This is a genomic window from Jiangella mangrovi (genome assembly GCF_014204975.1).
Lineage (GTDB): Bacteria > Actinomycetota > Actinomycetes > Jiangellales > Jiangellaceae > Jiangella > Jiangella mangrovi.
This window is the reverse complement of record NZ_JACHMM010000001.1, coordinates 4,052,356-4,064,730: the sequence shown is the minus strand read 5'-3', so window position 1 is coordinate 4,064,730 and position 12,375 is coordinate 4,052,356. Positions and strand designations below refer to the sequence as shown.

At 70.9% G+C, this 12,375-nt stretch carries 11 protein-coding genes; all 11 read left to right on the top strand.

The window, feature by feature from the left end:
- Positions 1–75: 75 nt before the first annotated feature.
- Positions 76–1,185, top strand: a complete 1,110-nt coding sequence (locus HD601_RS18825; RefSeq protein WP_184824400.1) for a site-2 protease family protein — start codon at positions 76–78, stop codon at positions 1,183–1,185.
- 479 nt (positions 1,186–1,664) lie between these two features.
- Entirely contained in the window at positions 1,665–2,597 is a 933-nt protein-coding gene (locus tag HD601_RS18820; protein WP_184824398.1) for a tRNA (adenine-N1)-methyltransferase, read from the top strand.
- 125 nt (positions 2,598–2,722) lie between these two features.
- On the top strand, positions 2,723–4,408 hold the full coding sequence (gene arc, locus HD601_RS18815) for a proteasome ATPase (protein WP_184824396.1): 1,686 nt from the start codon (positions 2,723–2,725) through the stop codon (positions 4,406–4,408).
- Between the two features lie 92 nt (positions 4,409–4,500).
- Complete coding sequence (locus tag HD601_RS18810) at positions 4,501–5,517, top strand: Gfo/Idh/MocA family protein (protein WP_184824394.1); 1,017 nt, start codon at positions 4,501–4,503, stop codon at positions 5,515–5,517.
- A gap of 7 nt (positions 5,518–5,524) precedes the next feature.
- Entirely contained in the window at positions 5,525–6,082 is a 558-nt protein-coding gene (locus HD601_RS18805) for a GNAT family N-acetyltransferase (protein ID WP_221441102.1), read from the top strand.
- A gap of 48 nt (positions 6,083–6,130) precedes the next feature.
- Positions 6,131–7,642 carry a depupylase/deamidase Dop gene (gene dop, locus HD601_RS18800; RefSeq protein ID WP_221441101.1) on the top strand — a complete coding sequence of 504 codons (1,512 nt, stop codon included), beginning with the start codon at positions 6,131–6,133 and terminating at the stop codon, positions 7,640–7,642.
- A 148-nt stretch (positions 7,643–7,790) separates the two neighbouring features.
- Complete coding sequence (locus HD601_RS18795) at positions 7,791–8,000, top strand: ubiquitin-like protein Pup (RefSeq protein ID WP_131981704.1); 210 nt, start codon at positions 7,791–7,793, stop codon at positions 7,998–8,000.
- Entirely contained in the window at positions 8,001–8,837 is an 837-nt protein-coding gene (gene prcB, locus HD601_RS18790; RefSeq protein ID WP_184824392.1) for a proteasome subunit beta, read from the top strand.
- A gap of 53 nt (positions 8,838–8,890) precedes the next feature.
- Positions 8,891–9,625 carry a proteasome subunit alpha gene (gene prcA, locus HD601_RS18785; RefSeq protein ID WP_246401546.1) on the top strand — a complete coding sequence of 245 codons (735 nt, stop codon included), beginning with the start codon at positions 8,891–8,893 and terminating at the stop codon, positions 9,623–9,625.
- A 133-nt stretch (positions 9,626–9,758) separates the two neighbouring features.
- Positions 9,759–11,120 carry a Pup--protein ligase gene (gene pafA / locus HD601_RS18780; RefSeq protein ID WP_184824388.1) on the top strand — a complete coding sequence of 454 codons (1,362 nt, stop codon included), beginning with the start codon at positions 9,759–9,761 and terminating at the stop codon, positions 11,118–11,120.
- Between the two features lie 112 nt (positions 11,121–11,232).
- Entirely contained in the window at positions 11,233–12,372 is a 1,140-nt protein-coding gene (locus HD601_RS33980; protein WP_184824386.1) for an FKBP-type peptidyl-prolyl cis-trans isomerase, read from the top strand.
- Positions 12,373–12,375 lie beyond the last annotated feature (3 nt).

Sequence of the window (12,375 nt, the reverse complement as noted above, 5' to 3'; positions counted from 1 at the left end):
GTTCGTGACTGTAGATCACACCTCCGACAGAGTGGGACCGCCCACGCCGGGGGTGCCGCCACGTAGCCTTGGATGATGGCAACGGGTCGGGGTCGGCAGCTGAGTCTCGGGCGCATCGCGGGCATCCCGGTGTACATCAGCCCCACCTGGTTCCTGGTCGCCGCCCTCATCACCGCCTGGGGCCACGACACCGTGCTCCGCCAGCTGCCGGAGCTCTCCGACGTCGAGGCCTACGGACTCGCGTTCCTGTTCGCCGTCCTGCTCTACGCGTCGGTGTTCGTGCACGAGCTCGGTCATGCGCTGACGGCGCTACGGCTGGGGCTGCCGGTGCGCGGCGTCACGCTGCACTTCCTCGGCGGCCACACCGAGATCGAGCGCGACGCGCCCACGCCGGGCCGCGACCTCGTCGTCTCTGCCGCCGGGCCGGCGCTGTCGCTGGCGCTGGGCGGGCTCGGCCTGCTCGCCTACCAGGTCGTCGACGACGGCGTGCCCGGCTTCCTGGTCTGGATGCTGACCGTCGCCAACCTCCTCGTGGGCGTCTTCAACGTGCTGCCCGGCCTCCCGCTCGACGGCGGCCACATGCTGCGCGCCGCCGTCTGGCGCATCACCGGCGACGAGCACCGCGGCACCGTCGTCGCCGCCCGCTCCGGCCAGGTGCTCGCCGGCCTGGTGCTGCTGATGCCGTTCGCCCTCGACGGTGCCCGGCCCGACCTCCTCACCATCGTCTGGGCCGGCCTGGTCGCCGCCCTGCTCTGGTCCGGCGCGTCCCAGGCCCTCGCCGTCGGGCGCATGCGGGCCCGGCTGCCACGACTCGACACCCGCACCCTCGCCCGCCGGGCCGCCCCCGTCGCCGCCGACCTCCCGGTCTCCGAGGCGTTGCGGCAGGCGCGCGAGGCCAACGTCACCTCCCTGGTCATCGTCGACAGCGCCGGCCGGCCGACGGGCCTGGTCAAGGAGGCCGCCGTCGCCGCCATCCCCGAGCAGCGCCGCCCGTGGGTCGCCATCGGCCAGTCCGCGCGGTCGCTGCAGCAGGGCATGGTGCTGGCCCTCGACGTCACCGGCGAGGCGCTGCTCAAGGCCATGCGCGACACGCCGGCCTCGGAGTACCTGGTGGTCGACGCGCAGGGCCGGGTCTACGGCGTGCTCGTCAGCTCCGACGTCGACCACGCGTTGGCTGCCCGCTGAGGTCTTCTCCCGGGTTCGTGTGGTTGCGCTGGGTTCCCCCGTCCCCCTGCTGCCCATTGTCTTAGCCGCGGGGACCCGCCTCAAGTCGGCGCCCTCTGGGGTTGCTTGCCGCTGTGGCTTCCGGGGCTTCGACTTGACCCGGGTCCCCGCGGCCTAAGAACGGGCAGCTATCAGGGGGACGGGGGGAGTCTGGCGACGGGTGCGGGTCGCTGGGCCTGCTTGGGGTCCCACGATGTGGGATTTCGGGGGTGCTTTCTGGGTCGCCCACCACGTTTACCCGTGCATCACGAGGCCTGTAATCGTGTCGAGGCTCGGGTAATCCTGGTGATGTACGCGATCGTTGATGATCATCGCTGTCCACAGGCCACCAGAGCGGGACGAAACGGACACGGGCGGGGCGAGGCGAGCCCACCTCACCACCCCGGCAGAACCTCGGACCACCCGCCGGACTGTCACCGGCGGCGGATAGCCTCACCCGCATGTCCGCGACCGAATCGTCTCGCCGCACCGGGCCCTTCCGGGTCGGCGACCAAGTGCAGCTGACCGATCCCAAGGGGCGTCACCACACCATCACGCTCCAGGAGGGCAAGGAGTTCCACACCCACAGGGGATCGTTCACCCACGACCAGCTCATCGGCCAGCCCGAGGGGTCGGTCGTCGTCTCCACCGGGTCGACGGCGTATCTCGCGCTGCGGCCGCTGCTGTCGGACTATGTGCTGTCCATGCCGCGCGGCGCGGCGGTCGTGTACCCGAAGGACGCAGGCCAGATCGTGGCCATGGCCGACATCTTCGGCGGCGCCCGCGTGGTCGAGGCCGGCGTGGGTTCGGGCGCGCTGACGATGTCGCTGCTGCGGGCCGTCGGCGAGCACGGGACGGTGCACTCCTACGAGCGCCGCGCCGACTTCGCGAAGATCGCGGCCGAGAACGTCGAACGGTTCTTCGGCGGCGCCCACCCGGCCTGGCGGCTCACCGTCGGCGACCTCGTCACCGAGCTCGACGACACCGAGGCCGACCGCGTCGTGCTCGACATGCTGGCGCCCTGGGAGTGCGTCGACGCCGCGGGCAGGGTGCTGGTGCCCGGCGGGGTGCTGTGCTGCTACGTCGCCACCACCACCCAACTGTCGCGCACCGTCGAGACCATCCGCGAGAGCACCCTCTTCACCGAGCCGGTGTCCTGGGAGTCCATGGTCAGAACGTGGCACGTCGAGGGCCTCGCGGTGCGCCCCGACCACCGCATGATCGGCCACACCGGCTTCCTGGTCACGGCGCGCCGCATGGCCCCCGGCGTCACCGCACCGCCCCGCCGGCGCCGTCCCGCGCCCGGCGCATCCGGTGAGGCAACTGCCGACACCGGCGGCGACGCAGGTCGCGACGCAGGTGGAACCGAGGGTGGCGCGGGGGAGTTGGGGTAAACGAGATTTCCACACTCGCCGGACCGGAAGTCAACATCTGGTCACTAGCTGATCTCTTGCGTGGCGTTCCGGCCCGGCGACTGTAAGGTCTGGCTATAGACGACCCCCTTACGAGGAGGTGCGAGATGGCGTCGTACGACGATGGCTTCGATCACGGCCGTCGCGGGTCCGGGCGCGAGCCGTCCGACATGGCCGGCGAGGTGGCCTTCCTCGAAGCCCGACTGGCATCGGTGAACGCCCAGAACGAGCGGCTGGCAGCCACCCTCCGCGAGGCGCGCGACCAGATCGTCGCGCTGAAGGAGGAGATCGACCGGCTGGCCCAGCCACCGTCCGGTTTCGGCACGTTCCTCTCCAAGTACGACGACGGCACGGTCGACGTCTTCACCGGCGGCCGCAAGCTCCGGGTCGCGGTGAGCCCCGACGTGGAGCTCGACGGGCTCCGGCCGGGGCAGGAGGTCATGCTCAACGAGGCGCTCAACGTGGTGCGGGCGCTCGAGTACGAGCAGGTCGGCGAGGTCGTCATGCTCAAGGAGCTGCTCGCCGACGGCGACCGCGCCCTGGTCATCGGCCACACCGACGAAGAGCGCGTGGTGCGCATCGCCTCGCCGCTGCTCGACTCCGGCATGCGGGTAGGCGACTCCCTGCTGCTCGAGCCGCGCGCCGGGTTCGTCTACGAGCGCGTCCCGAAGTCCGAGGTCGAGGAGCTCATCCTCGAAGAGGTCCCGGACATCGACTACTCCGACATCGGCGGGCTGTCGCGGCAGATCGACCAGATCCGCGACGCCGTCGAGCTGCCGTTCCTGCACGCCGACCTGTTCCGCGAGCACGAGCTGCGCCCGCCCAAGGGCGTCCTGCTCTACGGCCCGCCCGGGTGCGGCAAGACGCTGATCGCCAAGGCCGTCGCCAACTCGCTGGCCAAGCAGATCGCGAAGCTCAAGGGGATGTCCGAGCACAAGTCGTACTTCCTCAACATCAAGGGCCCCGAGCTGCTGAACAAGTACGTCGGCGAGACCGAGCGGCACATCCGCCTGGTCTTCCAGCGGGCGCGAGAGAAGGCCAGCGAGGGCACGCCGGTCATCGTGTTCTTCGACGAGATGGACTCCCTGTTCCGCACCCGCGGCTCGGGCGTCTCGTCGGACGTCGAGAACACCATCGTCCCGCAGCTGCTGAGCGAGATCGACGGTGTCGAGAGCCTCGAGAACGTCATCGTCATCGGCGCCTCGAACCGCGAGGACATGATCGACCCGGCCATCCTGCGGCCCGGCCGGCTGGACGTGAAGATCAAGATCGAGCGGCCCGACGCCGAGGCGGCCCGCGACATCTTCAGCAAGTACCTCACGACCACCCTGCCGCTGCACGCCGACGACCTCGCCGAGCACGGCGGCGACCCGGCGGCCACCACGTCGGCCATGATCCAGCGCTCGGTCGAGAAGATGTACTCCGAGTCCGAGGAGAACCGCTTCCTCGAGGTCACGTACGCCAACGGCGACAAAGAGGTCCTGTACTTCCGCGACTTCAACTCCGGCGCAATGATCCAGAACATCGTCGACCGCGCGAAGAAGATGGCGATCAAGGACCTCCTCGACTCCGGCTCCAAGGGCCTGCGGGTGCAGCACCTGCTCACCGCGTGCTTCGACGAGTTCAAGGAGAACGAGGACCTCCCGAACACCACCAACCCCGACGACTGGGCCCGCATCTCCGGCAAGAAGGGCGAGCGCATCGTCTACATCCGGACGCTCATCTCCGGCAAGCAGGGCAACGAGGCCGGCCGCTCCATCGACACGGTGGCGAACACCGGCCAGTACCTCTGATACCCAGAGGCCGCACGAGGCGCCGTCCCGCGACCAGCGGGGCGGCGCCTCGCCGTTCCGGGGCCGGTCCGGGTCCGCGTAGGGTTCCGGGCATGACCGAGCGGACCATCGGCTGGGGCGTCGTCGCCACCGGCAACATCGCCCACAACATCGCCGACGACCTGCGCGGGCTCGAGCACAGCCGGCTCGCCGCGGTCAGCTCGCGGAAGCTGGACCGCGCCGGGGCGTTCGCCCGCGAGTTCGGCGACGCCGCCACGTCGGCCCACGACGACGTCCGCGCCCTGGTCGACGACCCCGCCGTCGACGTCGTCTACATCGCCACCCCGCACGCGCAGCACGCCCCCGTCGTCGAACTGGCCCTCGACGCGGGCAAGGCGGTGCTGTGCGAGAAGGCGTTCACCACGTCACTGGCCGAGACGACGCGGCTGGCCGGCCTCGCCCGCGAGCGCGGCGTGTTCTGCATGGAAGCCATGTGGACGCGGTTCAACCCGCTCGTCGTGCAGCTGCGTCAGCTCGTGGCCGACGGCGCCATCGGCGACGTCCGTGCGGTGTCGGCCGACCTCGGCTTCGTCGCGCCGACGGACCGCAGCGACCGGCTGTGGGACCCGGCGCTGGGCGGCGGCGTGCTGCTCGACGTCGGCATCTATCCGGTCGCGTTCGCGCAGATGCTGCTCGGCCGGCCGACGGCGCTCACCGTCACCGGCACGCTCAACGAGCAGGGCGTCGACAACGAGGCCGGGCTCCTCCTCACCTGGCCCGACGGCGTCCGCGCGCACCTCGACGCGTCGCTGGTGTCGCCGATCCCCGGAGCCGCGCTGGTCATGGGCACCACGGGGCGCATCGAGGTGCCACCGCGGTTCCACGCCGCCACCAGCATGCGGCTCGTGCACGCTCCCGGCCGCGGCGTCGAGGAGACGCAGACGTTCGAGTGGGAGAAGGAGGGCCGCGGCTACGTGCCCATGCTGCGCGCCGTCGCCCAGGCGGTCCGCGAGGGCCGCACCGAGTGCCCCGAGATGCCGCTCACGGACACCGTCGAGATCGCCGACATCCTCGACCAGGCGCTGGCCGGGCTCGGCGTCCGGTATCCGGATCCGGCGCCGCTGGGGTGACCGGACCGTGGCCGAGCTGCGGGTCGAGCCGCTGACCGAGGCGCTGTGGCCGGCGTTCGAGGAGCTCATGGCCGACAGCGGGGGACCGGCGGCGCGTTGCTGGTGCATGGCGTGGCGCCTCGGCCCGGAGTACCGGAAGCGGCCGCCGTCGGCGAACCACGACGATTTCCGGGCGGTGGTGGCGGCCGGTCCGCCGCCCGGGCTGCTGGCCCTGTCCGGGGACACCGCGGTCGGCTGGTGCCAGCTGACGCCCCGCGACGCCGTCCCGGCGCTCGACCGGCCCTGGCGGCTGCGGCGGGTCGACGACGTCCCCGTCTGGGCGATCACCTGCTTCTACGTCCGCAAGACCCACCGCAGGCGCGGCGTCACGTCGGCGCTGGTCGAGGCCGCCGTCGACCATGCTCGCGCGGCCGGGGCGCCCGCCGTCGAGGCCTACCCTCTGGACGGCACCGTGTCGCCGTCGTCGACCAGCACCGGATACGCACCGACGTTCCTGCGGGCCGGGTTCACCGAGGTCGCGCGGCGCTCGCCCGAGCGGCCGGTCCTGCGACTGGTGCTCGCCTGACGGTCCGCCGCGCGTGGTGGACGGCGGTTGCTGCCGTAGGCTCGATGCATGAGTGCCCGGCGCATCATGGGAATCGAGACCGAATACGGCATCTCGGTGCCCAGCAACCCTGCCGCCAACTCCATGTTGGCGTCGTCGCAGGTGGTCAACGGCTACGCCGCGCAGCGTGCGCACGCGCGCCGGGCCCGCTGGGACTTCGAAGAGGAGAACCCGCTGCGCGACGCCCGCGGGTTCGAGCTCTCGCGTGGGGGAGCCGACCCCAGCCAGCTCACCGACGAGGAGATCGGGCTGGCCAACCTCATCCTCACCAACGGCGCCCGGCTCTACGTCGACCACGCGCACCCGGAGTACTCCTCGCCCGAGGTCACGTCGCCGCGCGACGCCGTCATCTGGGACAAGGCCGGCGAGGCCATCATGGGCGTCGCGGCCACCTGGGCCGGCCGGCTGCCCGGCGCGCAGCCCATCCAGCTGTACAAGAACAACACCGACAACAAGGGCGCGTCGTACGGCTGCCACGAGAACTACCTGATGAACCGCAGCACGCCGTTCGCCGACATCGTCCGCCACCTCATCCCGTTCTTCGTGTCGCGCCAGGTCGTGACGGGCGCGGGGCGGGTCGGCATCGGCCAGGACGGCAGCGGCCACGGATTCCAGATCTCGCAGCGCGCCGACTACTTCGAGGTCGAGGTCGGCCTCGAGACCACCCTCAAGCGCCCCATCATCAACACCCGCGACGAGCCGCACGCCGACCCCGAGCGGTACCGCCGGCTCCACGTCATCATCGGCGACGCCAACCTGTCCGAGATCTCGACGTACCTCAAGCTCGGCACGACGGCGCTCGTACTGGCCATGATCGAGGACGGCTTCCTCGGCGGTGACCTCGCGGTGTCGCGGCCCGTGGGCGCCCTGCACGAGATCTCGCACGACCCCACGCTCGCGCACCAGGTCGAGCTCGCCGACGGCCGCAAGCTGACCGCCGTCCAGCTCCAGACCGAGTACGCCGAGCAGGCCCGCAAGTTCGTCGAGGACCGCTACGGCGCCGACGTCGACCCCGTCACGGCCGACGTCCTGGCCCGCTGGGAGGCCACGCTGCACGCGCTGGCCACCGACCCCATGTCGCTGTCCGACCAGCTCGACTGGGTGGCCAAGCTGTCGCTGCTGCAGCAGTACCGCGACCGCGACGGCATGGACTGGTCGCACCCGAAGCTGCACCTCATCGACCTGCAGTACGCAGACATCCGGCCCGAGCGCGGCCTCTATCGACGCCTCGTCGCCAAGGGCCGCATGCAGCGCGTCGTCACCGACCAGCAGATCGACGACGCCGTCCACCTGCCGCCCGAGGACACCCGGGCCTACTTCCGCGGCCGGTGCCTGGACAAGTACGCCGAGTCCATCGCGGCCGCCTCGTGGGACTCCGTGATCTTCGACCTGCCCGGGCGCGAGGCGCTGCAGCGGGTTCCGACGCTCGACCCCACCCGCGGCACCAAGGCGCACGTCGGCGACCTCCTCGACCAGTGCGACACCGCGGGCGACCTCGTCGGACGCCTCACCTCCCGCTGACCCGGCGACCCCGCTCGCGACCTGCGGCGGGGGTTGCGCTGTCGGCGTAAGTGGAAAATCTCTGCCCCGATCCGGTGTCCCGGGGCGGCAAGATGTCACCACCTCTGGATAGGGTCGTTCTCAAGGCGACCAGGTGGAGGTTGGCGAGATGGCGCGTGAGACAACCGGCGGTCACAAGCAGCCGCGGAAGAACGAGGACGTCGAGGACACCGCGGCGACCGAGTCGAGCGAAGAGCTCAAGGAGCGGCAGGACAAGATCGACGACGACGTCGACTCCATTCTCGATGAGATCGACGAGGTGCTGGAGGAGAACGCCGAGGACTTCGTCCGGTCGTTCGTGCAGAAGGGTGGAGAGTAAGTGGATGTGTCGCGCATCGGCAGCCTGCCGGCGGAGTTCCTGAACCCGGGGACGTCGTCGTTCACCGAGTTCCTGCGGCAGCACTCGCCCGAGCTGCTGCCGGGGAACCGCGTGCCGGCCGGCGACCTCGGCGGGCTGACGCCGCACGCCACCACGCTGGTGGCCACGACGTTCCCGGGCGGCGTGGTCATGGCCGGCGACCGGCGGGCCACCATGGGCAACATGATCGCCCAGCGCGACATCCAGAAGGTCTTCCAGGCCGACGAGTACTCCGCGGTCGGCATGGCCGGCGCGGCCGGCCTGGGCCTCGAGCTCATCCGGTTGTTCCAGCTCGAGTTGGAACATTACGAGAAGATCGAGGGCACCGTGCTCTCGCTCGAGGGCAAGGCCAACCGGCTCTCGCACATGATCCGCGGCAACCTCGGCATGGCCATGCAGGGGCTGGCCGTGGTGCCGCTCTTCGCCGGCTACGACCAGGGCTCCGGCCAGGGCCGCATCTTCTCCTACGACGTCACCGGCGGCCGGTACGAGGAGCACCAGTTCTTCTCGGTCGGCTCCGGCTCGGTGTTCGCCCGCGGTGCGCTGAAGAAGCTGTACCGCGACGACCTCGCGGTCGACGACGCCATCGCCATCACGGTGCAGGCGCTGTACGACGCCGCCGACGACGACTCCGCGACCGGCGGTCCCGACCTGCAGCGGCACATCTACCCCATCGTGGCGGTGGTCGACGAGGCCGGCTTCCGGCAGCGCGACGAGCAGGCGGTCGCCCAGATCGTCGAAGAGGTCGTCGCCGGCCGCAACGTCCGGCCCGACGGCCCCATCGCGCCGGTGCGCTGACCCGCAGCCCCCACTCACCACCACAGCCCGCAGGAGAGGACCAGTCGGTGTCGATGCAGTTCGGATACGTCTCGCCCGAGCAGATCATGAAGGACCGGGCCGACTACGCCCGCAAGGGCATCGCCCGGGGCCGTTCGGTCATCGTGATCCAGTACGCGGGCGGCATCCTGTTCGCCGCCGAGAGCCCGTCCCCGTCGCTGCACAAGATCAGCGAGATCTACGACCGCATCGCGTTCGCCGCGGTCGGCAAGTACAACGAGTTCGAGAACCTCCGCCAGGCCGGCGTGCGGCTGGCCGACCTGCGCGGATACTCCTACGACCGCGTCGACGTGTCCGGGCGGGCGCTGGCCAACGTCTACGCGCAGACCCTGGGCACCATCTTCACCCAGGACCCGAAGCCGTACGAGGTCGAGCTGGTCGTCGCCGAGGTCGGCCAGACACTCGAGACCGACCAGATCTACCGCATCACCTACGACGGCTCGGTGGCCGCCGACAGCGGTTACTCCGTCATGGGCGGCGCCGCCGAGCAGGTCGGGCGCTACGTCGCCGAGCACTTCACGCCGGGCTCGTCGCTCGAGGGCTCGCTGCGCCTGGCGGTCGACGCCCTGGGCCGCGACACCGACGAGCCGCGGCAGCTGGCGCCGTCGTCGCTCGAGGTCGCGGTGCTCGATCGCGAGCGGCCGCGGCGCACGTTCCGGCGGCTCAGCGGCCCGGTCCTGGACTCGTTGCTCGACCGTGGCGGTTCCGAGACCTCCGCACAGGCCGGTTCCGAGGACTCGGGCGACTAGGCTCCTGTGAAGGGCCTTGCACACCGGCGACGACCGGGGGCCGGAGGCTCCTGCGAGTCGTCGGTCGGGAGTGCACTGCGGACGGAGAGCGGACTCTGCCGTGCAAGGTCCGACACGTAGAGGATGGATTGCCATGGATCGCCGCATCTTCGGACTCGAGAACGAGTACGGCGTCACCTGCACGTTCCGCGGGCAGCGGCGACTCTCGCCCGACGAGGTCGCCCGTTACCTGTTCCGGCGGGTCGTCACCTGGGGCCGCAGCAGCAACGTCTTCCTGTCCAACGGGGCGCGGCTCTACCTCGACGTCGGCAGCCACCCCGAGTACGCCACGCCCGAGTGCGACAGCATCATCGACCTCGTCACCCACGACAAGGCCGGCGAGCGCGTCCTCGAGGGCCTGCTGGTCGACGCCGAGAAGCGGCTGGCCGAAGAGGGCATCGCCGGCGACGTCTACCTGTTCAAGAACAACACCGACTCCGCCGGCAACTCCTACGGCTGCCACGAGAACTACCTGGTGGGGCGGCACGGCGAGTTCTCCCGGCTGGCCGACGTCCTCATTCCGTTCCTGGTCACCCGGCAGATCATCTGCGGCGCCGGCAAGGTGCTGCAGACCCCGCGGGGCGCGGTGTTCGCCGTCAGCCAGCGCGCCGAGCACATCTGGGAGGGCGTCTCCAGCGCCACCACGCGCAGCCGTCCCATCATCAACACCCGCGACGAGCCGCACGCCGACGCCGAGCGCTACCGCCGGCTGCACGTCATCGTCGGTGACTCCAACATGAACGAGTGCACCACGCTGCTCAAGGTCGGCGCCACGGACCTCGTGCTGCGCATGATCGAGGCCGGCGTCGGGCTGCGCGACATGACGCTCGAGAACCCCATCAGGGCCATCCGCGAGATCAGCCACGACCTCACGGGCCGCCGCAAGGTCCGGCTGGCCGGGGGCCGTGAGGCGTCGGCGCTGGAGATCCAGGAGGAGTACTTCACCAAGGCCCGCGACTTCGTCGAGCGCCGCGAGCTGGCCACCCCGGCCGTGCAGCGGGTGCTCGAGCTGTGGGAGCGGACCATCAAGGCCATCGACTCCGCCGACCTCTCGCTGGTCGAGGGCGAGATCGACTGGGTCACCAAGTACCGGCTCATCGAGCGGTACCGCGCGAAGCACAACATGACGCTGACGCACCCGCGGGTGGCGCAGCTCGACCTCGCCTACCACGACATCCACCGCGGCCGCGGCCTGTACTACCTGCTCGAGAAGCGCGGGCAGGTGCGGCGGGTCGCGCGCGACGTCGAGATCTTCGAGGCCAAGTCCGTGCCGCCGCAGACCACGCGGGCGAAGCTGCGCGGCGAGTTCATCAAGCGGGCCCAGGAGCGCCGCCGCGACTTCACCGTCGACTGGGTGCACCTGAAGCTCAACGACCAGGCGCAGCGGACGGTGCTGTGCAAGGACCCGTTCCGCTCGGTGGACGAGAGGGTGGCTCGCCTGATCGAGGGCATGTGAGCGTAAGCTGCCAGCCGCAGCCCGTTCAGGTACTTCTCAGGTGCAGCGCCTAGGGTTGCCGTTTCGAACGGAACTCCAGACAGCCCGCGAAGAGATGAAGGACTAGTTCACCGTGCGCAGAAGACAGGCTCTGGCCGCTCTGATCGTGTCGTCCGCACTGGCGCTCTCCGCCTGCGGTGGCGACGACGGCGACGGCGACTCCACCGCGTCGACCGAGCTGGGCGTCGAGGTCTCCGGCGCGCCGGGCGAGAAGCCGACGCTCACCATCCCCGACGAGGACCCGCCCGAGAGCCTCGAGATCGAGGTCCTCGACGAGGGCGACGGGCGCGAGGTCGGCGAGAACGACGTCGTCGTGGCGAACTACCTGGGTCAGACCTGGGCTCCGCGGCCCCCCGCCGCCGAGGCCCCCGTCGAGCCGCCGGCCGAGGGCGAGGCGCCCCCGGAGGGCGAGCAGCCCGTCGAGCCGCCGGCCGAGACGCCCGCCGAGACGCCCGCTGAGGGCGAGACGCCGGCCGAGGGCGATGTCGGCGGTGCCAGCACGCCCGACGACGAGGCCAGCGCCGACGCCACGGACGACTCCGGCTCCGGCGAGGACTCCGGCGACGCCGAGCCCTACGTCTTCGACAACTCCTACGACCGTGGCGCGGCGGCCAGCTTCTCGCTGAACCAGGTCATCGAGGGCTGGAAGGAAGGCCTCACGGGCCAGGCCGTCGGCTCGCGCGTCCTGCTGTCGATCCCGCCGGACCAGGGCTACGGGGCTCAGGAGGGCCACGACCTGCAGAACGACACGCTGGTCTTCGTGGTCGAGATCGTCGACTCCATCGACCCCGCCGCGCACGCGTCCGGCGAGGCCGTCACCGACCTGCCCGAGGGCCTGCCCACCGTCACCGACGGCGAGGAGGGCGCCGCCCCGACCATCGACTTCGCCGAGGCCACGCCGCCGGAGACGTCCGACTCCACGCTGGTCATCACCGGCGAGGGCGACGAGGTCGGCGCCAACCTGGTGGTCAACATGGTCCAGGCGTCCTACCCGGACGGCGCCGAGGTCATCACCACCTGGGACGAGGGCCAGGCGCCCCTGACGCTGGCCGCGGAGCAGCTGGCCGGCATCCCCGGCCTGGCCGACGCGCTCACCGGCGCCACCGTGGGCAGCCGTGTCGTCAGCCGCATCTCGGCCGCCGACAACGCCGCCCCCGACGGCACCGAGGGCACCCCGCTCGTGCTGGTCATCGACGTCATTGGGAGCTACTGATGC